The sequence below is a fragment of the Rhizobium mesoamericanum STM3625 genome (genome assembly GCF_000312665.1).
Lineage (GTDB): Bacteria > Pseudomonadota > Alphaproteobacteria > Rhizobiales > Rhizobiaceae > Rhizobium > Rhizobium mesoamericanum.
In genome coordinates this window covers 3746084-3766785 of sequence record NZ_HF536772.1, presented here as the reverse complement: position 1 = coordinate 3766785, position 20702 = coordinate 3746084, and the positions used below count along the sequence as shown (strand labels likewise).

At 59.1% G+C, this 20702-nt stretch carries 20 protein-coding genes and 1 pseudogene; 13 read left to right on the top strand and 8 right to left on the bottom strand.

The genetic code is table 11. The features are described from left to right. The first annotated feature begins 117 nt into the window (after nt 1-117). The gene (locus BN77_RS18345; protein WP_244426193.1) at nt 118-447 is read left to right on the top strand and encodes a MarR family winged helix-turn-helix transcriptional regulator; all 330 of its coding nucleotides are present in this window, start codon (nt 118-120) and stop codon (nt 445-447) included. 249 nt (nt 448-696) lie between these two features. Further along, nucleotides 697-1323: an HAD hydrolase-like protein gene (locus BN77_RS18340; protein WP_007534626.1), complete on the top strand. Its 627-nt coding sequence runs from the start codon at nt 697-699 to the stop codon at nt 1321-1323. A 391-nt stretch (nt 1324-1714) separates the two neighbouring features. Here the strand turns inward: BN77_RS18340 and BN77_RS18335 are convergent. Then, nucleotides 1715-2622: pseudogene (locus BN77_RS18335) on the bottom strand (sigma-70 family RNA polymerase sigma factor). Next, nucleotides 2619-3362 (bottom strand): SDR family NAD(P)-dependent oxidoreductase, encoded by a 744-nt coding sequence (locus tag BN77_RS18330; protein ID WP_007534625.1) that lies wholly within the window; start codon nt 3360-3362, stop codon nt 2619-2621. The pseudogene BN77_RS18335 and the gene BN77_RS18330 overlap by 4 nt, the downstream one beginning before the upstream one ends. A gap of 346 nt (nt 3363-3708) precedes the next feature. On the opposite strand from BN77_RS18330, the gene BN77_RS18325 reads away from it, so the two are divergent. Together BN77_RS18325 and BN77_RS18320 are read left to right on the top strand one after the other, a co-directional pair. Continuing rightward, a complete protein-coding gene (locus BN77_RS18325) occupies nt 3709-4398 on the top strand; it encodes a GntR family transcriptional regulator (RefSeq protein ID WP_007534624.1) in 690 nt (229 codons plus the stop codon). Nucleotides 4399-4400: 2 nt separating this feature from the next. Next, the gene (locus BN77_RS18320; protein ID WP_007534623.1) at nt 4401-5105 is read left to right on the top strand and encodes a GntR family transcriptional regulator; all 705 of its coding nucleotides are present in this window, start codon (nt 4401-4403) and stop codon (nt 5103-5105) included. A 125-nt stretch (nt 5106-5230) separates the two neighbouring features. Here BN77_RS18320 and BN77_RS18315 read toward each other — a convergent pair whose 3' ends face one another. Beyond that, nucleotides 5231-7120, bottom strand: a complete 1890-nt coding sequence (locus tag BN77_RS18315) for a bifunctional sugar phosphate isomerase/epimerase/4-hydroxyphenylpyruvate dioxygenase family protein (RefSeq protein ID WP_007534622.1) — start codon at nt 7118-7120, stop codon at nt 5231-5233. Between the two features lie 225 nt (nt 7121-7345). On the opposite strand from BN77_RS18315, the gene BN77_RS18310 reads away from it, so the two are divergent. From BN77_RS18310 to BN77_RS18280, 7 genes are all read left to right on the top strand, one after another. Next, on the top strand, nt 7346-8176 hold the full coding sequence (locus BN77_RS18310; protein ID WP_007534621.1) for a transporter substrate-binding domain-containing protein: 831 nt from the start codon (nt 7346-7348) through the stop codon (nt 8174-8176). A 106-nt stretch (nt 8177-8282) separates the two neighbouring features. Then, nucleotides 8283-8747 carry a type II 3-dehydroquinate dehydratase gene (gene aroQ / locus BN77_RS18305; protein ID WP_007534620.1) on the top strand — a complete coding sequence of 155 codons (465 nt, stop codon included), beginning with the start codon at nt 8283-8285 and terminating at the stop codon, nt 8745-8747. Continuing rightward, complete coding sequence (locus tag BN77_RS18300; protein WP_007534618.1) at nt 8744-9412, top strand: amino acid ABC transporter permease; 669 nt, start codon at nt 8744-8746, stop codon at nt 9410-9412. The genes aroQ and BN77_RS18300 overlap by 4 nt, the downstream gene beginning before the upstream one ends. 10 nt (nt 9413-9422) lie before the next feature. After that, nucleotides 9423-10067, top strand: a complete 645-nt coding sequence (locus tag BN77_RS18295) for an amino acid ABC transporter permease (RefSeq protein ID WP_007534616.1) — start codon at nt 9423-9425, stop codon at nt 10065-10067. 78 nt (nt 10068-10145) lie between these two features. Beyond that, nucleotides 10146-10874 (top strand): amino acid ABC transporter ATP-binding protein, encoded by a 729-nt coding sequence (locus BN77_RS18290; RefSeq protein ID WP_040677922.1) that lies wholly within the window; start codon nt 10146-10148, stop codon nt 10872-10874. A 10-nt stretch (nt 10875-10884) separates the two neighbouring features. Beyond that, nucleotides 10885-11166 (top strand): Gfo/Idh/MocA family oxidoreductase, encoded by a 282-nt coding sequence (locus BN77_RS18285; RefSeq protein ID WP_007534612.1) that lies wholly within the window; start codon nt 10885-10887, stop codon nt 11164-11166. After that, complete coding sequence (locus BN77_RS18280; RefSeq protein ID WP_007534610.1) at nt 11163-11990, top strand: shikimate dehydrogenase family protein; 828 nt, start codon at nt 11163-11165, stop codon at nt 11988-11990. The genes BN77_RS18285 and BN77_RS18280 overlap by 4 nt, the downstream gene beginning before the upstream one ends. Before the next feature lie 184 nt (nt 11991-12174). On the opposite strand, the gene BN77_RS18275 is transcribed toward BN77_RS18280, so the two are convergent. After that, nucleotides 12175-12375: a hypothetical protein gene (locus tag BN77_RS18275; protein ID WP_007534608.1), complete on the bottom strand. Its 201-nt coding sequence runs from the start codon at nt 12373-12375 to the stop codon at nt 12175-12177. Nucleotides 12376-12588: 213 nt separating this feature from the next. Between BN77_RS18275 and BN77_RS18270 the strand changes: the two genes are divergently transcribed. Beyond that, nucleotides 12589-12921: a GYD domain-containing protein gene (locus BN77_RS18270; RefSeq protein ID WP_007534606.1), complete on the top strand. Its 333-nt coding sequence runs from the start codon at nt 12589-12591 to the stop codon at nt 12919-12921. 302 nt (nt 12922-13223) lie between these two features. Here the strand turns inward: BN77_RS18270 and BN77_RS18265 are convergent, their stop codons facing one another. From BN77_RS18265 to BN77_RS18255, 3 genes are read right to left on the bottom strand one after another with little or no spacing between them, the layout of a single operon-like run. Further along, entirely contained in the window at nt 13224-16484 is a 3261-nt protein-coding gene (locus tag BN77_RS18265) for an error-prone DNA polymerase (protein WP_007534604.1), read from the bottom strand. Continuing rightward, nucleotides 16481-17992, bottom strand: coding sequence for a Y-family DNA polymerase (locus BN77_RS18260; protein ID WP_007534602.1), 1512 nt, complete (start codon nt 17990-17992; stop codon nt 16481-16483). Before BN77_RS18260 ends, BN77_RS18265 begins: the two co-directional genes overlap by 4 nt. Then, nucleotides 17913-18668, bottom strand: a complete 756-nt coding sequence (locus BN77_RS18255) for an ImuA family protein (protein ID WP_007534600.1) — start codon at nt 18666-18668, stop codon at nt 17913-17915. The genes BN77_RS18260 and BN77_RS18255 overlap by 80 nt, the downstream gene beginning before the upstream one ends. Nucleotides 18669-19112: 444 nt before the next feature. Between BN77_RS18255 and BN77_RS18250 the strand changes: the two genes are divergently transcribed. Further along, nucleotides 19113-19754: a GNAT family N-acetyltransferase gene (locus tag BN77_RS18250; RefSeq protein ID WP_051177158.1), complete on the top strand. Its 642-nt coding sequence runs from the start codon at nt 19113-19115 to the stop codon at nt 19752-19754. Between the two features lie 145 nt (nt 19755-19899). On the opposite strand, the gene BN77_RS18245 is transcribed toward BN77_RS18250, so the two are convergent. Continuing rightward, the gene (locus BN77_RS18245; RefSeq protein ID WP_007534596.1) at nt 19900-20679 is read right to left on the bottom strand and encodes a thermonuclease family protein; all 780 of its coding nucleotides are present in this window, start codon (nt 20677-20679) and stop codon (nt 19900-19902) included. Between the last annotated feature and the right edge of the window lie 23 nt (nt 20680-20702).

Here is a 20702-nt window from a genome sequence, read left to right as displayed (position 1 = left end):
GGTTCCAGGTGACTAGCTTCTCGGTGCCGTCAAAGTCCCCGATCGGCGTGCGGACTGCGAATGGGATGGGGTGCTGTGCTGCGGGGGCATCTCGACACCCAACTTAGGAACATCGGATTGACGACTCCACAGTACTCGGTACTGGCGGGGCTTGAATTCAGCGCCGGCTTATCAAGTGCGGAGCTTGCGCGGCGGGCCTTCGTAACGCCGCAGACGATGCAGTCCATCATAGCGACACTCGAACGGGACGGACTCATCAGGCGAACGGCCCACCCAGTGCATGGCAGGGTCTTGACGACCGAACTGACGCCGGACGGGCGGTCGGCATTGCGTGCGGCTCACGAGATTGTCGCTGAGGCCGAGACTCTGACGCGAAACGCCGTTGCGCCAAATGATCCGGAGATCATTTATGCAGCCTTGCTACGGATAGCAGAAGCCATGCGGTGAGGTCCTCCGCTGACAAACGGCCGAAGATGCTTGACCGTCGAGCCTATTTCGCGACCCCGGGGCGAAACCCGTCTAACGGCCACGCGCCCTCGTGCGCGACATTGCGGATCAGGGCGAAGCCGGAAGGCCGCCATTCGCTACGTGGCGCGCGGATACCTTTCAATATCATCCGGAACGGCAGTGGGTGATAAATGCCTTTGCGCGCTCGACGTGTTGCTTGGCCGGCTGCTGTAAGGCAAAGTTCCGGCGATGAGACATGATCTAGTCATTTTCGACTTCGACGGAACGCTTGCAGATAGTGGAGAGTGGTTCTTCGGCTCGCTCAACGACGTGGCTGATCGTTTTGGTTTCCGACGGACAACCGTCGAAGAGAGAGAGGCGCTCCGGCGTTTGGGCAACCATGAGATAATTCGGAAGCTACGAGTGCCGATGTGGAAGATGCCGGCTATCGCCGCATATATGCGGCGAAGGGCGACAGAGGACATCGAATCGATACAGCTATTCGAAGGGGTGGCACCGGCATTGAGAATGTTGCGCCAGCGCGGCATGAAGCTCGCGATCGTCAGTTCCAATACAGAGCAGAACGTACGAACGGTTCTTGGCCCGGAGCTTGTCGAACTCATCAATTTCTATGGATGCGGGTCTTCAATGTTTGGCAAAGCCGTGAAATTTAGACGCGCGATGAAGCAGCTCGGGACCGCGCCCGAGCGCACCATCTGCGTCGGCGACGAGACGCGCGACATCGAGGCAGCCAACGCAGTCGGTGCGTCATCCGCGGCGGTCACTTGGGGATTTGCAGCACCGGAATCGCTTCGGCGGCTGAAGCCGACGCTGCTGCTCGAGCAAGTGCATGAACTAGGGAGACTGGCCGGGTAACCATCCAAGCCTGCTTATCGCAATCGCCTTGGATCGTTCGCGATACCATGGCGGTCCGGGCGGGGCATGCCTTGGAACAGAGACTGCCAAAGCTCGCTAAGTAGTGCCCGTGTCATCACTTAGGCTAATCTGACCTGATCCAATCCTCGTTTGTTTAACCGCTCGTGGGCCTGAGGAACACTCGCGCAGACTATTAGAGGGGTACTGGTGCGAAGGGGCAAAGCCATTAAGTAATTTCCCTGCCTCTTCGCTAGCAGAGAAGTTGCATGGCGATGTAGCATGGCGCCTTTTGCGGCTGCGTCTCGCGAGCTACCGCGTAGGTTTATTGCTTGGTCGCATGACAGCCTTCGACCGCGCATAGCGGACCGCGAGACAGCTCTATCGACCACGGTCACTGCGATGCGGCCGGCATGACATCAGCGCCATCCATGATATATCTCGCATAACGATGGTCGCGGATCAGGCTTATCTTCTGCTCCCGCCATTCGAGCAGCATGAAATAGGAAGGACCGCCCGACGGTTCGGCCGATACCAGCAATATTTCCCGGCCCTCCAACCAGGCCGGTTCGATCCTGACCCGTGGATATTCGGCATAATAGGTGAAAAATCGACCGACGTCGGCGGCACCCGAAATTTCCGGCCGTCGCGCCTGACGAAGCCGCACGTCGTCGGCAAGCATGCGACGCAACGCGTCCCAGTCTCGGGCGTTGAAGAGCGCTGCAAAGTTCACGGCCTCTGGACTTGGCGATGGCACAACCTCGGACCGCACGTCGGAGATCGCGCGCAATCTCGCCCGACCCGCGACAGATGGGCCTTGACGGCATCGACACTCAGTTCCAACAGCGCAGCGATTTCCGCAAGCGACTCCCCCAACAAATCCTTGAGGATCACCGCGCTTCGTTGCGGTACCGACAATTCTGCAAAATGACTGAGGGCGACCCGCACTGTGTCCTGCCGGATCAGCGCGTCCTCGGGGCCGACGGCGCTGATGTCGGCCAGATCAAAGACCGTCTCAAGCGGCTCCGACCGGCGCGTCCTGCGCTGGCGCAGGGCATCTATGGCTCGATTGTGTACGATGCGAAATAGCCAGGGTCTAAGAGGCGTGCCCGGTGGCATCGATCCAGCCGTCGCCAATACCCTGGCAAATGCGTCCTGAATCACGTCCTCGCCGTCGATCACCGAACCCACCAGACGAGCAGCATAGCGATGCAATTCGGGGCGAAGCGCGTCCGCTTCCCTGGCCAGGTCTGCGAGCAGTGTTTTCCGCTCTTCGGCCCCGAGGGCTGCGTCTTTTGTCATTCGATGACCGTCACGCCCGTATCCCCACGCACGGCATAGACCACGGCCTCAGCGAGGCCCGTCTTGCCGATCAGTTCGGCGACCGTATCACCGAAAGCCCGAGGCGTCATGTTCGGCCAGGTGGCGGCCTGTGCGGCAAACGTCCGACCTGCCTTCGCCGCATAGGCCCCGATGCCGATATCGCCCACACCGGTTCCGACGAACATTTGCCGGGGAACGATGATCCGGAAGCGCAAACCTAGCCCGAGTTCAGCCGACAAGTCATCGGCATATTTTGCAATGAACCACTGCGCGCGCTTGGCGCCGGCATAACCTCCCGACAGCGGCGACCCCTGCACGGCGGCTCCGCTGGAGACCAGGACGACGAGCCCGCCTGGCGCCATTGGCAAGGTCAGGGCAGCCTGTACCCAATGCAGTGCGGCCTTTACGTCTACATTCCAGTTGGTCGTGAATGCCTCCCAGCCAATCCGGTCGATCCGTTCCATGGGCGGTTCGGCACCGGCATTCATGATGACGACATCAGGTCGCGTCTGCTCCATGATCCGCCACGCCGCGTCGGCATCGGTTGCATCAGCCGACATGGCGGTGACGGCCGGTTCGTCAGCAGGCCCCTGCACGGCCGCCGCCTTTCGGGCAACCACGGTGACTTCGCTCGCGCGAGCAACGAATGCCTCGGCAAGCCCCCTCCCCAAGCCGCGGCTCCCGCCGACGATCACAATTCGCTTTCCTTCGAGATCCATTTCTCAGTCCTCCTTCCAGTCGTTTCGACCACTCGATGACGGTCGCAACAACGACGTTTCAAGGAGGTGAAAAGAGTCATCGCCATCTGCGATTTGTGGAAGCCGCAGTCAAAGAAGCCTGGCTCGACCAACTGCCGCCGTGGTGACGGCCGGCCATTGCGGTCGTCAGCTCGTGCGACGAACTAACCATCGCAAAGACGAGATATGACGGCGCTTCCTGCGACATGACAGATATCGGTGCCCTGGTACCCGCTCAGCCACAGGACCAGAACGCAAAACATCAGACGCCTGATTGAAAAGAGCGGCGTACATATATATGACAAAACTGAAAATCTCTGAGGGACCCATGTACACCGAGCTTCCCATCGAAACGATAGCAGAAAGCAGTTATCGCCGGATACGCGGAGACATCATCTTTGGTCGGTTGACCCCGGGCCAGAAGTTGAAACTCGATGGTTTGAAAGTCACCTACGAGACCAGCGTCAGTACCCTGAGGGAAATTCTTAACCGGCTGACCTCAGAAGGCCTGGTTGTGGCCGAGGGCCAACGCGGGTTCGAGGTCGCGGGGGTTTCCGTTGCGGATCTGCGCGAGATCGCGGCGCTGCGGCTGCTGTTGGAGGAACATGCACTGGAACAGTCCTTTGAACAGGGCGATGTGGAATGGGAGGCGCAGCTTGTTTCGGCTCATTACAAGCTCGCGTGCATGGAAAAGGTGATGGCTTCGGGCGATACCAGCCAGACCGAAAACTGGAAACGTTATGACTGGGAGTTCCACCAGGCACTGATTGCAGCCTGCGGCTCGCGCCTGCTGATGGAAACCCATGCTGCCGTCTTCGACAAGTATCTGCGCTACCAGATGGTGGCCCTGTCGTATCGCGGTGGTGTTGCCGAACAAGAGCACAAGCAGTTGCTCGATGCGGCACTCCATCGTGACAGCAAGACGGCCAAGGAGATCCTGCAGCGACACATCCAGGGCGGCGTTGAGCATGCTCTGGGTAAAGGCCCGCTTTCCTCCACCCGCAAGCCTGCGAGATAGCCATGGGGCTGGCGCACAAGACAGAGAAATCGATCCCCAAGAATGCGGGCGAACTTTCCGAGACCGTCAGCGACGTCGTCTTCCGACAGATCCGGCAGGATATCATTTCAGGGATTCTGGCGCCGGGGGCAAAGATCAAACTGGAACAGGCGAAGGAGCACTATTCGATCAGCGTCTCGTCGCTGCGCGAAATACTTAGTCGCCTTGCCATGGAAAACCTGGTCCTAGCCGAGGGCCAGCGCGGCTTCGAGGTGAGCCCGGCTTCTCGCAAGGAGTTGGAGGAGCTCGCTGATCTGCGCACCGTGCTCGAGACCCATGCGGTGGCGCTTTCCTTTGAGGCCGGCACATTGGAGTGGGAAGGCCGCATCGTCGCTGCCCATTACAAGTTGGCGGCGGCCGAGCGCAAGCTCCTTGGCGGAGATGACTCCAGGACCGTCGACTGGGTTCGCTATGATTGGGAATTCCATCAGGCGATCGTCTCGGCCTGTAATTCGACGACCTTGATGGCGACGCTCTCTTCCGTCTTCGACCGCTTTTTGCGCTATCATATGCTGGCAAGAAGCTTTCGTGGCAAGGACGTCGCCGATGATCACAGGTTGCTGTTCGAGCTTGCGCTGAAGCGCGACGTCGAAGCGGCAAGAGCAGTCATCCGCAGGCATGTCCAGAGCGGCGTTGACCATGTGCTAGCGAGCGGTCGGATCAACTGAGCGCCTTATTGTTTGCCGTCATCGCTTCGGCTTGTCGCATGGAGATCTAACACGCGGCGACAGATATCAAGGACAGGCTTCCGGCAAGATGAAAGTCGCTTAACGCCTCAGCGGCAGACCCCAACTCACACGGCATCCTTGGGGACACCCTCCGGCCGCATCTGCTTTTTCAGAGCCGCAATGCGAAAGATCGCATTCTGCGCCCCATAGCCGCGATAGGCACGTCGTTCAACGACCTCGAAGAAAAACCCTTCTCCGTATGTGCCGCTATAGAGCTGGAAATATTCGCCTTGCTCATCTCGATCGTAGAGGATGTTTTCTGCCTTCAGCCGTTCGGTAAGCTCGGGTTCAAGACCGAAGCGGGCCTCGACGTCGCCGTAGTAATTGGGGGAGATCGGCAGGGGCTTGAAGCCCTTGGCGCGCAGGCGCGCTGCAGTCAGAAAGATGTTGTCCGTCGAAAAGGCAAGATGCTGTATGCCAGCGCCGAATTTTTCGGCCATGAAATGTCCGGCCAGCGTACGGCGGTTTTCGGCGCCATTCATGGTAATGCGCAATGTGCCGGTCTGATTTTCAATCACCTGGCTACGCACCACGCCGGAGGGATCGATGATATCGACCATTGGGGTTTTGCGGGTTTCGAAGATGGAGGTGTAGAAAAGCAGCCAAGTCAGCATCTCGTCATAGGCAACGGTCTGGGCAATATGGTCGACCTGGAGAAGACCGGCATCCTCGTCCTCCCCCTCCTGCTCCACGGCCTCAAAGTCAATCTCGGAGAAGCGGCCGAGTGGGCTCTTCTCATCGATGAGATAAATCAGACCGCCGCCGACCTCGCGGATCCCGGGTAACTGCAACTCACCCTCGGCTACAGGCTCGGCGAAAGGCTCGGCATCGAGAGCCAAGGCGCGAGCATATGCTTGCGTGGCATCATCGACGACAAGCGCCATCGCATAGGCGAAGGTACCATGCACGGCGTAGGCGGCATTGGCGAAGCCCAACGGATCGACGTTGATCACGATGCGGATGTCGCCCTGCTGATAGAGTGTCACTTTCTTGGAGCGATGTACCGCAACCTTGCGGAAACCGAGTGCCCGGAGGATGTCGACCAATTCCACGGCCCCCCCCTCATCAGTCGCAAATTCGATGAAGCCGACGCCTGTGACGGCGGCGCGATCGGGCATTTCGATGCCGATCGGTGTCTCCACTTTGCGACGAACCTGGTCCGCCAGATAAATCAGCGAACGATGCCCATCTGCGGCGATCTTCCGTGTCGACCCGCCTCGGAACTGATCGTTGAAAATCTCGAGCGAGAAGAAGCCGTCATAGCCGGTCGAGGCCACGGCTTCGGTAAACTCCGCCACCGGCAAATCCCCCTCTCCCGGCATGTTGCGGAAGTGCCTAGACCAGTAAAGCAGGTCCATGTCGATCAGGGGTGCGTCGGCAAGCTGTACGATGAAGATCTTTTCCTTTGGGATCGAGCGGATCGAATTGATGTCGATCTTGCGTGACAGCGAATGAAAACTGTCGAGGATCAGCCCGACATTCGCATGATCAGCACGACGTACGATCTCCCAGGCATCACGATGGTCGTTGACATAACGACCCCAGGCAAGCGCCTCGTAACCCACCTTGAGGCCGCGTTTTGCAGCCCTCTCCCCCAATTCACGGAAGTCTGCGGCCGCCCGGTCGATGCCGCCGAGGGCTGCCTGCGAGACATTGGAGCATACGAGCACCATGTCGGTGCCAAGCTCCTGCATGACGTCGAACTTGCGCTCGGCGCGGTCGAAGGTACGCCCTCGCAATGCCTCTGGCATGCCCTCGAAATCGCGGAACGGCTGGAAGAGTGTGATCGTCAGCCCGAGATCCCTGGCCATCTTTCCGACATCGGCCGGACTACCGTCGAAGGCGAGGAAGTCGTTCTCGAAAATCTCCACGCCCTCAAAGCCGGCTCTTGCAATCGCTTCCAGCTTTTCTGGCAACTCGCCGGATATCGTCACCGTCGCTATCGAGGTCTTCATGGCACGCTAATCCTCCTCATGTTCTGACGCGACGGCTTTAGCGCCGCGGTCGGCAAGACGGTATTATGGCGAATGTCGTTGGCAATTCAAATCAATTGGTCAAACACAAAGTATCATATGATTTTGAAAAACTATGTTGCTTTCTCGATGGCCCTCTGGCAAAGGTTGCTCATGCAGTCTGGAGGATGACTGTTGGTCCGTGCGACCGCCAAAGAGGAGGAATCCATGTTGAAGTCTATGCTGACGCGCCGAAATGCCATGCTTTGTGCCGCTGCGCTCGCAACTGTGATCGGGCTCGCAGGCCCGGCCGCCGCTGTCACGCCAGAGGAAATCAAAGCCAGAGGAAAACTTATTGTTGGCATCCAGGGCGACAACCCACCATGGGGGTTCGTCACCAGTGCTGGCAAGCAGGATGGCCTCGATGCCGACGTCGCCACCCTCTATGCCAAGGAACTGGGTGTTGACGTCGAATTCGTACCGCTGGAAGTCAACAACCGCATTCCCGCGCTGACGACCGGCCGCGTCGACGTGCTCTTCGCCACTATGGCGATGCTGCCGGACCGCGCCAAGGCCGTGCAGTTTTCCAAACCATATGTCGCCAACGCAATTGTGCTGATCGGCGCGAAATCCGCCTCGATCAAATCCAATGCCGACATGGCAAATCTCACGATCGGCGTTGCCAAGGGTGCAGCACAGGATACCCAGGTGACGAAGAACGCGCCCCCGAGTGCCACAATCCGTCGCTTCGATGGCGATGCGGCGAGCGTCCAGGCGCTTGCCTCCGGCCAGGTGCAGGCTCTCGGAGGAAACATCTTCTACATGGACCGGGTAGAAAAGGCTCGGCCCGGCGAATTCGAAAACAAGCTTGAGTTTCAGAAACTCTATAACGGCGCCTGCACGCGTCTCGGAGAAAAGGAAATCAATGCCTCGATCAATGCCTTCATCGATAAGATCAAGGCCAATGGCGAATTGAAGAAGATTTACGACAAGTGGATGAAGGTGCCGGTTCCGGAATTCCCCGAGAGCCTTGAGGGCATTCCCTTCAGCGCGAACTGAGCCATGCGCTCATCCTCTCGGAAAGTGACAGGGCGGGCATTTCGATGCCCGTCAACACCACCCTTAAATCGCCACGCCCTTGGATTTGTCCCGTTGAGGTGACGACATGACCAGAACGATCTTTGTGCTCAACGGACCAAACCTCAACCTTTTGGGTGAGCGTGAGCCTGCGATATACGGCTCAGTCACACTTTCCGACATCAGGCAGAGGTGTCTCGCCAAAGCAAAGAGCCTTGGCTTAGATATCGATTTCCGCCAGACGAACTACGAGGGCGAGCTGGTGGAGAGCGTGCATCAGGCTCGCAAAAGCGCGTGCGGCATCATCATCAATCCTGCCGCCTACACCTTCACCTCGATTGCGCTACTCGATGCACTCAAAACCTTCGACCCGCCGAAGATCGAGCTGCATATCTCCAACGTCCATGCCCGTGAAGAGATCTACCATAAATCGCTCATCTCCCGCATCGCGACCGGCATCATGATCGGCTTTGGTGCGCGCGGCTATGAGCTGGCGATAGAGGCGATGGCTGGAATGCTGGAGAGCGGAATGGGGGGCCAAAAGGCATCATGAACTATCAGCTGGATTTCACGCCCGTCATCGACGGTCTGCCGAACCTGCTGCTCGGCTGCCTCGGCACCTTTCTGCTGGCGCTCTGCGGCATGGCGCTTGCCATCGTCATCGGAATAGGCGGGGTGGCGCTCAGGGACTCGCCCATCAAAATTCTGCGCTGGTCGGTCATCGGCTTCGTCGAGGTCATCCGCAATACGCCTTTTCTCGTGCAGATCTTCTTTCTCTATTTCGCCCTGCCCTTCGCCGGCATTCGCCTCGAACCGACACCGACCGCCATCATCGCCCTCGGCATCAATGGTGGTGCCTATGCAATCGAGATCATCCGAGGCGGCGTGCAATCCATTCCCAAGGGTCAAATGGAAGCGGGCCTGGCACTCGGCTTGCATAAGGTGCAGGTCTTCCGCCTGATCATCCTGAAGCCCGCGCTGCGAGCCATCTACCCGTCGCTCACAAGCCAGTTCGTGCTCTTGACGCTATCGACAAGCATCGCCTCGGCAATCTCAGCCTATGAGTTGACGTCGGTTGCCCAGCGCATTGAATCCGACAGCTTCCGCAGCTTCGAGGTCTATTTCACCGTCACCATCTTCTATCTCGTCATTTCCTGGCTGATGATGCGCCTCTTCGCACTCTTTTCGGCCCGCTATTTCACCTATCCGGTCAAGTGAGGGCGCCAACATGGGCAGCGAAGAATTCACCTTCCTTCTGATCGGCCTAAAATGGACCGTCCTTCTCTCCGCCGTCGGTTTCATTTGCGGCTGCCTTGCTGGTCTTGGAGTGGCCCTTGCGCGCACGTCGGGCATATCGCTCCTGGAACGGGTAACTGCGACCTACATCGCCGTCTTCCAGGGCACGCCGCTGTTGATGCAGCTCTTCGTCACCTACTATGGCCTGGCGCTCATCGGCCTCAAGCTCGATGCCTGGGAAGCGGTCGCAATCGGTCTGACACTTCATGCCAGCGCCTATCTCGGCGAGATCTGGCGCGGTTCGATCGAGGCCGTGCCGCGGGGGCAGACTGAAGCGGCCAAGGCACTCAGCCTGAGATATGTATCACGAATGAAGGATATCATTTTGCCGCAGGCAATCCGCATCTCGTTGCCAGCGACGATCGGCTTTCTGGTGCAGCTCATCAAGGGCACGTCGCTCGCCTCGATTGTCGGCTTCACGGAGCTGACGCGCGCCGGCAACATCATCTCCAACCAGATCTTCCAGCCCCTCACCGTCTTCGGCATTGTCGGCGCCCTTTATTTTCTGATGTGCTGCCCGCTGACGATCGTTGGCGCGCGCCTGGAGCGGCGCTTTGCCGCCGCCCATGCGCGATAATGGGGACCGAGCAATAATGGAAACACGATCATGACAACAGCAACTGCCCCCACCCGGAACACGATCACGGGCGAAACCATGATCGCCATGAGACATGTCGAGAAATGGTATGGTGCTTTTCAGGCCCTCCACGATATCAATATCGAAGTGCGCAGAGGCGAGCGCATCGTGCTTTGCGGGCCGTCGGGCAGCGGAAAGTCGACGCTTATCCGCTGCATCAACCACCTTGAGACCTATGAGAAGGGCGAGATCCGCGTCGGCGGCATCCTCCTTGGCAATCAGGCCAAGGCGATCGATGCAATCAGACGCGAGGTCGGCATGGTCTTCCAGCAGTTCAACCTCTTCCCGCATCTGACCGTACTCGAAAACTGCATGCTGGCGCCGATGCGCGCACTTGGCATATCGAAGGTCGAAGCCGAAGAGCGGGCGCGCATCCTGCTTGCCCGCGTGAAGATTTCCGAGCAGGCGTCCAAATATCCCGTGCAGTTGTCGGGCGGCCAGCAGCAGCGCGTGGCAATTGCACGGGCGCTCTGCATGCGCCCCAAAGTCATGCTTTTCGACGAGCCGACCTCGGCGCTAGATCCGGAAATGGTCAAGGAAGTGCTCGACACCATGATCAGCCTCGCTGAGGAAGGCATGACGATGATCTGTGTGACGCACGAAATGGGCTTTGCCCGCCAGGTGGCCAACCGGGTGATCTTCATGGCAAGCGGCGCGATCGTAGAGGAGGCGCCGCCCAGCGAATTCTTCACCAATCCTCGCCATGAACGCACCCGCAAATTCCTTGGCGAAATCCTGCGAAACTAGGACAGGAATTATGCGAGAACTGTCGCAGGGGCGAATAAACATCGCGATAGCGGGCACTGGCCTGATCGGCAGGCGCCATATCGAAGGTGTCCTATCGGAGCCGCGTGCAGCACTTGCTGCCATCATCGAACCCTCCGGATCCGCCCGGGATTGGGCCCTCGCCGAAGGTCTGCCACGGTTTGCGAGCCTTTCTGAGATCTTGGCAGAGAGCCGCCCCGATGTCGTGATCGACGCGATCAAGCAGTCGGCCCGAACAGCCCAAACGATAGCTCTCGAAAGGTCACGCCCATGATTAGCGGAACCACCCGGCTGATCGCCCATCTCGGCTACCCGACGGAAAGCTTCAAGGCACCGTTGATCTACAATCCCTATTTCGAGGAGCAGGACATCGACGCCGTCGTCGTGCCCATGGGTTGCAAGCCGGAAGACTACCCTGATTTCCTGCAGTTGATCTTCCGCCTGTCAAACATCCACGGCGCGCTGATCACCATGCCGCACAAGATCACAACCATGGGCCTGCTGGACGAAATATCCACCAACGCCCGCGTGGCAGGTTCCTGCAATGCCGTTAAACTCGATTCATACGGCAGGCTGATTGGCGACATGTTCGACGGTGAAGGCTTTGTGCGCGGGCTTAAGCGCAAGGGCCAGACGATATCAGGCGCCAAAGCGCTGATGATCGGCGCGGGCGGCGTCGGGTCTGCAATCGCGGCTTCACTGGCAGCTGCCGGGCTCGCCCATCTCGCGCTTTACGACGACAATAACGCGGCGCTTGCGGGCCTTAAGGCCCGCCTAAATTCTTATTATCCGTCAACCGAAGTCGCCACTGGTTCCAATGACCCGGTAGGCTTCGACATCGTCATCAATGCCACGCCGCTCGGCATGAACCAGAACGATCCCCTGCCCGTGGATATCAACAGACTGTCACCTGAGACCTTTGTCGGAGAAGTGGTGATGAAGGAGGAAATCACGCCGTTTCTGGCTGCCGCGCGTGAGCGGGGATGCCGGTATCAGGTGGGCACGGATATGCTGTTCGAGCAGATACCGGCCTACCTGGAGTTCTTTGGTTTTCCGACGACAACGGCTGAACATTTGAGGAAGGTTGCGCGGATTTGATATCCCCCGAGCGATGTGTGGATGTCCACGAATTGAAATCTGTACGCACGGCAAGTGGTGGAAAGACAGTCATTTAGATCAGGATCTTGCATGATCTCGTCACTTGGCCCTTCTGAGGAAAAGGCATATTCGACCTTATTCAACCCACTGCGCGGAACTGAAAGTCCGCTCCAGAACGGCGGTTCTAGTGGCTCGCGATGCAAGCAACCTCTGGAGCCCCCCCTGCTTGAACCCGCAGCCACGCGAGAAGCCCTTCGGCCTCGGACTGAGTGAGCTGAATCGATGTCGCACCGACATCGGCGGGAACGCCTGTCACGATGTCGACAACCGAATAGAGACCGTGATCTGCTTTGCGCACTTGGTATCGAAACGAGTGCTTGCTCATGCTCAATAAGCCCTGAAAGACGCCCGCGCATGTTTCAAGCCGAACCTGCTTGGAGTCAAGAAAGCGGGCATCCTGTGAGACTTCAGTCTGATGACGCGGCGTGCGCTCGCGTGTTGGGCTCTGCAGCTTAACACTCGTCTTACCCCAAGATTTTTGAGATAATGAGCATTGGGCAGAGCATCCGCTCTGCCCAATTTTCGAGGGAGGATGTCCATGCCACTTTTCGTAACAACAGGGCGCTATACAGCCACGTCAGCGAAGGGAATGATTGACAATCCATCGAACAGAGAAGCGGCGGCCCGCGGCGTAATGGAAGCAGCGGGCGGAAAACTGCATTCTTTCTACGTCACGACCGGCGAGACCGACTGGATGGCAATCACCGAATTCGACGACGGTGCTGACTTGGTGCCTGCACTTCTCGTCATCGGCGCGTCGGGAGCCGTATCGCATGTCAAAACCGTAAGAGCTTATACAGGCGCAGAATTCAAGGCTGCGCAGGAGAAGGCGGGCACAATCGCATCTTCCTACAAGCCTCCGGCAAGATAATGCCACTCGTTGAAACATCTCTGGCAGCGGATCGAACCTCCGCTGCCAGATGCGATGTGTGCCTTTCAGGCCTCTTGCGGTCATTAAATCCCCAATTCTGTGGCAAGTTGCCAGTCCCTTTCTGCTTGCTGTGGTGAGGCGCCATCAACTGTGCAGGACAGCCAGCCAAGGTGAGATAGCTACGGCTTCTAGTCGGATAGAGCCGCTTGTATCGCTCCGCGGACGAGCACGGTGTCGCTGTCCCGCCCGTTAGCTGAGACTGTAAGCTGAATCCTTCGCGACGTACGCGCGCTTGGCGCAACCTAGTGAAAGTTCCTGCTCTTCAACTTCAGCGTATCAATGCGCAGATCCGGAACGAAGATGTCGCGAGGTCTCGCTGCCGCCCGGTCTCTCGAATCCACAGCTCCTGAAGAACCGTGCGCGAATTCGTCGCCTCGGCCGGTCGGCAACCGGAATTCCGCATCGCGATCTGCAAGACTTGAGAGATCGCCTGAGAGATCAAAAAGCTGTTGTGCAACGAGATGCACGACCTCCCCTTCCCGCTGAATGCGGCCGTTGATCGCCATCATCGAAGCCCCAAGGGCGACGCCTCGACGCCGCTCGAACAGGCTCGGCCAGATCACGACGTTGGCAGGAGCCGTCTCGTCTTCAATCGTCATGAACATCACGCCCTTGGCAGATCCGGGTTTCTGACGGACCAACACAAGCCCCGCCGTCATGAGCCAGCGGCCGTCACGCGCGTTCATGGCTTCCGCGCAGGTGACGACCCGGCGTTCACTCAAGTCCTTCCTAAGGAACGAAACAGGATGATCCCGCAGGGTCAGGCCAACATGGCCGTAATCCTGAACGACGTTATGTCCTTGTGTCATCTGGCGAAGCGCCACCACAGGCTCCTGTTGTTCTGCGATCACCTTTTCCTCGCGCTCCGAAGCCGCGGCAAACAACGGTAGCGGCTCGTCGCGAAGCGCCTTGATCGCCCACATGGCATCCCGGCGCTTCAGGCCCAAGGAAGGCAGGAACGCGTCAGCTTTGGCAAGCTGCACCAGCGCTTCGGTTGGAACACTTGATCGTCGCCAGACATCGTCAACGGATTGGAAGGGTGAACTCATCCTTGCAGCCACGATGCGCGCGGCGTCTGCGACTGCCAGCCCCTTGACCATCCGCATGCCCAGCCGAACCGCATGGCGGTCGGTATCTCCGATGCGTTCGAGCGTGCAGTCCCACCGCGACTGATTTATGCAGACAGGTCTAACCTCGACACCACGTGCGCGCGCATCGCCGACGATCTGGGCAGGTGCATAGAAGCCCATCGGCTGCGAGTTCAGAAGCGCCGCACAGAAGGCGTCCGGGAAATGGCACTTCACGAAACTACTGGCGTAGGCGATCAGTGCGAAGGAGGCGGCATGGGATTCCGGAAAGCCATAAGAACCGAATCCTTCGAGCTGGCTGAAGGTCTTCTCGGCGAACTCGGCAGAATATCCGTTCTTGATCATCCCGGAGACGAGCTTGTCCTTGAAGCGCGAGACGCCGCCCGTGAACTTGAAGGTCGCCATCGACTTGCGGAGTTGGTCCGCCTCCCCACCGGTAAAACCGGCGCAGACCATCGCGACTTTCATTGCCGACTCCTGGAAGAGCGGGACACCAAGCGTCTTGCCGAGGACGGCTTCCAGCTCGGGCGTCGGGTATTCGACCGCTTCCTTGCCTTCTCGACGTCTCAGATAGGGATGGACCATGTCCCCCTGGATCGGGCCCGGACGGACGATCGCGACCTGGATGACGAGATCATAGAAGGTCCTCGGCTTCATGCGCGGCAACATTGCCATCTGCGCGCGGGACTCGATCTGGAACGTCCCCAGCGTGTCTGCCTTGCGGATCATCGCATAGGTCGCCGCATCCTCTTGAGGTATCGTAGCAAGATCGAGGTCTATGTCCTTGTGTTGACTCAACAAGGCAAAACTCTTCGCCATGCAGGTCAGCATGCCGAGCGCCAGAACGTCGACCTTCATGAACTTGAGCGCCTCGATGTCGTCTTTGTCCCATTCGATCACCTGGCGATCGGCCATTGCCGCCGGCTCGATCGGAACGAGATCGTCGAGACGATCGTTCGTCAACACGAAGCCGCCCGGATGCTGGCCAAGGTGGCGTGGAGCGCCCATCAACTGCTGCGCAAGCTTGAGCGTCAATGCAAGACGTCGGTCTTCCGGATTGAGGCCTTGCTCGCGAACCTTGCGATCGCTGACCAGTTCCTCGGACCACGACCACATGCCAGATGACAGCGCCTTGATGATGTCCTCGGGAAGGCCAAGTGCCTTGCCGATGTCGCGGATTGCACCTTTGGCACGATAGCGGGTGACGGTTGAGCAAAGCGCTGCCTTGTCATGACCATAGGTCCTGTAAATCCACTGGATCACCTCCTCCCGCCGCTCGTGCTCGAAGTCGACGTCGATATCGGGTGGCTCGTCGCGCTCTTGGGATATGAAGCGCTCGAACAGGAGATCGTTGGTCTCCGGGTCGATCGAGGTAATGCCGAGGATGTAGCAGACGGCCGAATTGGCCGCCGACCCTCTGCCCTGGCAAAGAATCCCTTGGGAGCGCGCAAAGCGGACGATGCTGAAGACCGTCAGGAAGTACGGCGCGTACTTCATCGACCGGATGAGGTCGAGTTCGTGTTTGACGACCTTGAGCACCTTGCGCGGCAGACCTTCGGGATAGCGGATCGGGATGCACGCGCGGACATAATGCTCGAGCGACTGCTGGGCATCCATGCCCGGCACGATCGCTTCTTCCGGATACTGGTAGGAAAGCTCTTCCAGGCTGAAACGACAGCGGGCAACGATCTCCATCGTCCTCGCAATCGCATCCCGATAGCGGGGAAACAGACGCTCCATCTCTTCCGGGGGCTTCAGGTAGCGGTCGGCATGCCGCTCCCGCTCGAAGCCGACATCATCGATCGTCGTGTTGTTGCGGATGCAGGTGACGACGTCTTGGAGCTGCCGGCGGCCCGGCTCATGGAAAAGGACGTCGTTGGTGACGACCGTGCGCACGTTGAAGCGCGCGGCCATGGTCGAAATCTCATGAAGCCGCAACTGGTCGTTCGGACGTCGCCTGAGGCAGAGCGAGACGTAGGCTCTGTCCTTGAAGAGGTCGGCCATTTTTCGAAGCTGGATCGCACAGGTCTCGTCCGCGAGGTCGGGCACGAGGATGCCGATCAAGCCGTCTGCGTAGAGTGCAACGTCCTCAAGCGTCAGGATGCACTTTGCCTTGCCGCCGCGGCTCTTTCCAAGCGTCAGAAGCCTGGTCAACCGAGAGTATGCCGCCCGGTCCGTCGGATAGAGGAGGATCGACATTCCGTCCTTAAGATCGAGGCGGCAACCGACGACAAGACGCAGTCCCGTGGCGCGCGAGGCTTCGAGAGCACGAACGACGCCTGCGAGGCTGTTGCGGTCGACGACGCCGATCGCTTCGATGCCGAGTTCCTTGGCCGTTGCAAACAGCTCGTCTGCCGAGGAGGCTCCTCTCAGGAAGCTGAAATGCGTCGTAACCTGAAGCTCGGCGTACATCATGCGAATATCCCGTGCAGGAACCAGCGGTGCGATCCGGTCCCCGGATCGATCCCGTCACCGGAGCGGAAAACCCAGAGCCGCTGGCCGCGTTCATCTTCGACCACAAAATAGTCGCGGACCGCCTCAAGCTCGCTGTCGCGCTTCCACCATTCGCCGAACACCCGTTCAGGACCGTCCGCCCGAACTATTCTGTGGCGCTTGCCGCGCCAGGTGATGCTGACCGGCGGCCGGTCTGGGAGGAGCGCGATGGCTTCGATAGGGTCCGGACTATTGAGAAGCCGCACGGGCCGTGGCCAATAATGGACCCACGCCTCCTCGACTTCCGCGACAGCGGCGGCGACCCTCCGTACGCTACGCTCGGGGACGTCAGAGGCGACGGGAGCGACCCGGTAGACGCGCTGCCCGCGATTGCCCAAAATATCGATCAATGGCGTGATGTCGGTCGTATCCTCCTCCACGAGAGACGTCGATCGCTGCTCCTCCTCGAGCGGCTGCGTCATGATCGCAACGAGCGAAAGCTTTTCGATCCCGAAGCCAGGATCGATCTTCTCGGTCCTGTCGCGGAAGAGTTTAGTCAGCCAGGCGACGTCGCGGGCAGGCTTGGCAGTGCCAGCGCGGATCGCCTGCCTGGTTCCATCGACCTTCTCGACGATCAGGTCGGTTCTGCGGACGCCGAGCCCCTTTCGCTGCAGCTCCGACACGAGCCGCACCACAAGCCGCCCGACGTACTTGTTGATCGTCTCTGCTGCGCCGATCGGCTCAGCAAACGAGCGCGACACCTCGATCAGTTCGGGGCTCCTGATGGGCTCGATCGGCTCGGCCAGACGCCCGTGCATCTGATCAAGACGTCGGCCGATCTCGGGGCCGAACCGTAGGGTCAGCGGCGCGCGCGGCGTTGCGGAGAGTTCGCCTGTTGTCTTGAACCCCAACGTCCTCAGATCGATGACGATTTTCTCGGGAAGCCGAAGCAAATGGACCGGGAGGTGTTCGACTGCGCTGATGGTTTCTCCGCGCGGTACGATGATGGTCTCCTCTTGGATCGTGCGCGCGCAGGCATGAGCCGCACCCCAGGTGTCGGCGATCGCCACGCGAACTGTGAGGCCCTTCGCCCTGAACCGGTTCGCGATACCGGTGAGCATCATGTGCTCGCCACCCTGGAGATGATCGGCACCCTCGGTGTCCATGACGATCCCGTCCGGCGGATCGACAGCAACGATCGGCGAATATTGGGTCAGCGCCCAAAGCGTGATGCGTTCAAGGGCATTCGCGTCCGCGACGGTGTCGGCATCCACGAGCATCAGACCGCGAAACATGGCCTGCGCCTTGGCTGCTGGCATACCCACATGGACGCCTGATTTCCTTGCCGCAGCATCGGCAGCGGAGACCCAGCGCTTGGAACCGCTCCGGGCAATAACCGCGATCGGCTGCTCAACTGGAATGGACGGATCGGCCCGTCTGATCCTGTCGGTCGACAAATCCGGTAGAAAGATCGATACGACCCTGGGCATCACACGCTCCAACTGTAAACTCTGCGCACTCGCCCGCTTTCACTCTCATCAGCTCGACAAGCCACCGTGCCCGGCCGACGCCTGGAACCGGAAGCTCTTCCGACGGCAGCACACTCACGCGCCAGCGTGTCGTCGACGCCGTCGGCTGACCGAAATCACTAGCCTCCGTTTGCCGACGCCATCGTCGGACGACAAGCCCCATGGTTCCCGTCTTTTCGGCCGCAAGCTGCAGCCTCCGCGAGGCCGTCATCGGCAGGCGGACAAGTTCGGCGACGACCGCTCCGAGACCACCGAACGATAGGGCTTCCTCCATGGAGGCCAATACGTCCTCTTCCCTGTGGGCCTCGACGAAGACGACGCGGTTCGGATGAAGGCCGGCTTGCGCCAGCGCCGGGAAAAAGAGGTCGGGCCTTGTGAGACACCAGATCACCTTGCCCATTGTCCGTGCTGCAATCCCGGCTGCGAACAGGGCCGCGGCGGCCCCATCCACGGTTCCGGCTCCCCCACCGGCGAACTCGTGTAATGCTCCATAGGACAATCCGCCACCGGGCAGATGGTCATCGATCTCGCGCACGCCGAATGGCAGGGTCTGCTTCCGGCGTGAGATGCCGCCTTCGAGATGCGAAATGCGTTCCCGAAGCTCGGTGATGACGGGGTTTGCGCCGGATTGCGCCATCTGTGGCCTTCGTCAATTCAAGGGTTCCATCTCGTTCAAAAGCGAGGATGTTCTACATTTGTTCCTTTCTGGATTTCGAGTCAACGGCCGCGTTTTGGGTGGATTTTGAAACAACAGGCCATCCACAGCCATACCGGCTCGCGATCCATCAGGAAAACCAATGCGGTAGCGACAATTGCTCCACAGGTGTACGATATTTTACGGATGAGAAAAAATTCCTGCGATGAAAGAACTGCGCGGCAGCATCGAGGTGCGCCATCCCCATCTCAACCAACGGCCTCGACCTGCTCATTCGACTGCAGACGACGATCCTGACCTGTGAGCCGATCGTGATCGCTCGCGCTGTCGAAGGATGTTACGCTTGGGGGGCAGCGGTTCGCAGCTTTTGTATCGTCCTGCATCGCGCCGACATAAGGGGTGGTTGCGATAAGCTCACAAACTGAGATGGTACGAGAAATCGTGGAGCGTCGGGTGAAAGATTTGGAAGAAATTGCACTTTTGGGTCGGTACGTTGATCTGGTGCCTTTGGTGCACGAGCATCACGACGGGCTTGTTGACGCCGCAAGTGACGGCAATCTCTGGCAGTTGTGGTACACGGGCGTTCCAGCGCCTGATGCGATGTCAGCGTACATAGATCGATGCCTTGCGCTTAAAGCCGCAGGTACCATGCTGCCATTTGCCGTGATCGACAAAATCGGCGAGCGTATCGCCGGGATGACAACATACCTCAATATCGACCTCGAAGTTCCGCGTCTCGAAATAGGAGGAACCTGGTACGCCAACCGCGTTCAAAGAACTCCCTTGAATACCGAAGCAAAGCTGCTCTTGCTTTCACACGCATTCGATAGCTTAGGCTGCTTGGCGGTCGAGTTCCGGACCCATTTTCTGAACCATCAAAGCCGCCGAGCCATCGAACGTGTCGGGGCAAAGCTCGACGGCGTTTTGCGCCAGCATATGCGTATGCGCGACGGCACAGTTCGTGACACCTGCGTTTACAGCATTATTCCATGTGAGTGGCCTGCAGTACGCTCAAATCTCAAATGGCAACTGGAAAAACCTCGCCCACCAGCAGACTCATCGGGCTAGTCGCTTTTACGACATGGACAGGCTCCGCCTGCGGTGTGACTGCGGTCGGATGATACCGCCAATCATACCCAATGCGCGTTGCTGTGTCAGTTGTCTACTGAAGCCCATGCAACTCGGCCATGGCCGATCCTAAGAAGCGGCTAACTCAACCGCACCACGGTCGCGGCGTCGGCGGGCACCTGGTTCCACTGCATACGAACGGCACTGCCAGACCCTCGCTGATCATGATGCTGCTGACATCGTGCCCCCCTGCATAAAGAACGGCACAGGAGCGACCATAATTGCATCGGTCCGTTCCTTCGGTACCAGGCTTGCATGCGCACGGAACCCTTGTGAGCTTTACCGGACCGGCAGCCACCAATTCCTGGAGACGAGCCGTTGCACGGTCTCCGAGATCCTTCTCGGATGCGCAGCGCGGAGTGAACACCTCGGGTGCGTTGTAGCCGACGAGCCGGGTACCGTTGATTTCGCCTTCGATATGGATCGTGTCGCCATCGGTAACCGTGAACTTCGAGGACGCGAACCCGCCCCCGGCCGGCAACGGCACCACGCTTGCCGCATCGAACTTGCTGCCGGTGACAAACTGAATGCACGCAATCGCCGCCAGGACAACGGCTGCTGCCAGGAACCTCTTCTCGCTCCAACTCAGGCGGTAGGACCCCCGCCTGACAAACCTTGGTCGACGGTAGCTGGCTAAACGGTGATGACCGGACGATGATGTCCGCGGTTGAAATTGGACGACGTTGGGGCGATGTCCGAGAATCTCGAAGACCTTTCTCCACTGCTTGTTGCTGAGAGCGAAGTTGTCGCCACTGCAATCGATGCGATCCAGGATGTCGCTGAGGAATTTTCGCTGCCAAGCATTCAGATCGGGGCGGCGCAACGCGACCTCGATATCCCTTTTGAGATTACTGGTGGTTTCCATGGAGCGCCCGGTCCTGTTTGATG

What these genes read in the sequence shown, in the direction of transcription:
- BN77_RS18340 (WP_007534626.1), top strand. Translation starts at nt 697, where the DNA reads ATGAGACATGATCTAGTCATTTTCGACTTCGACGGAACGCTTGCAGAT.
- BN77_RS18330 (WP_007534625.1), bottom strand. Translation starts at nt 3,362, where the DNA reads ATGGATCTCGAAGGAAAGCGAATTGTGATCGTCGGCGGGAGCCGCGGC.
- BN77_RS18325 (WP_007534624.1), top strand. Translation starts at nt 3,709, where the DNA reads ATGTACACCGAGCTTCCCATCGAAACGATAGCAGAAAGCAGTTATCGC.
- BN77_RS18320 (WP_007534623.1), top strand. Translation starts at nt 4,401, where the DNA reads ATGGGGCTGGCGCACAAGACAGAGAAATCGATCCCCAAGAATGCGGGC.
- BN77_RS18315 (WP_007534622.1), bottom strand. Translation starts at nt 7,120, where the DNA reads ATGAAGACCTCGATAGCGACGGTGACGATATCCGGCGAGTTGCCAGAA.
- BN77_RS18310 (WP_007534621.1), top strand. Translation starts at nt 7,346, where the DNA reads ATGTTGAAGTCTATGCTGACGCGCCGAAATGCCATGCTTTGTGCCGCT.
- aroQ (WP_007534620.1), top strand. Translation starts at nt 8,283, where the DNA reads ATGACCAGAACGATCTTTGTGCTCAACGGACCAAACCTCAACCTTTTG.
- BN77_RS18300 (WP_007534618.1), top strand. Translation starts at nt 8,744, where the DNA reads ATGAACTATCAGCTGGATTTCACGCCCGTCATCGACGGTCTGCCGAAC.
- BN77_RS18295 (WP_007534616.1), top strand. Translation starts at nt 9,423, where the DNA reads ATGGGCAGCGAAGAATTCACCTTCCTTCTGATCGGCCTAAAATGGACC.
- BN77_RS18290 (WP_040677922.1), top strand. Translation starts at nt 10,146, where the DNA reads ATGATCGCCATGAGACATGTCGAGAAATGGTATGGTGCTTTTCAGGCC.
- BN77_RS18285 (WP_007534612.1), top strand. Translation starts at nt 10,885, where the DNA reads ATGCGAGAACTGTCGCAGGGGCGAATAAACATCGCGATAGCGGGCACT.
- BN77_RS18280 (WP_007534610.1), top strand. Translation starts at nt 11,163, where the DNA reads ATGATTAGCGGAACCACCCGGCTGATCGCCCATCTCGGCTACCCGACG.
- BN77_RS18275 (WP_007534608.1), bottom strand. Translation starts at nt 12,375, where the DNA reads ATGAGCAAGCACTCGTTTCGATACCAAGTGCGCAAAGCAGATCACGGT.
- BN77_RS18270 (WP_007534606.1), top strand. Translation starts at nt 12,589, where the DNA reads ATGCCACTTTTCGTAACAACAGGGCGCTATACAGCCACGTCAGCGAAG.
- BN77_RS18265 (WP_007534604.1), bottom strand. Translation starts at nt 16,484, where the DNA reads ATGATGTACGCCGAGCTTCAGGTTACGACGCATTTCAGCTTCCTGAGA.
- BN77_RS18260 (WP_007534602.1), bottom strand. Translation starts at nt 17,992, where the DNA reads ATGCCCAGGGTCGTATCGATCTTTCTACCGGATTTGTCGACCGACAGG.
- BN77_RS18255 (WP_007534600.1), bottom strand. Translation starts at nt 18,668, where the DNA reads ATGGCGCAATCCGGCGCAAACCCCGTCATCACCGAGCTTCGGGAACGC.
- BN77_RS18250 (WP_051177158.1), top strand. Translation starts at nt 19,113, where the DNA reads ATGGTACGAGAAATCGTGGAGCGTCGGGTGAAAGATTTGGAAGAAATT.
- BN77_RS18245 (WP_007534596.1), bottom strand. Translation starts at nt 20,679, where the DNA reads ATGGAAACCACCAGTAATCTCAAAAGGGATATCGAGGTCGCGTTGCGC.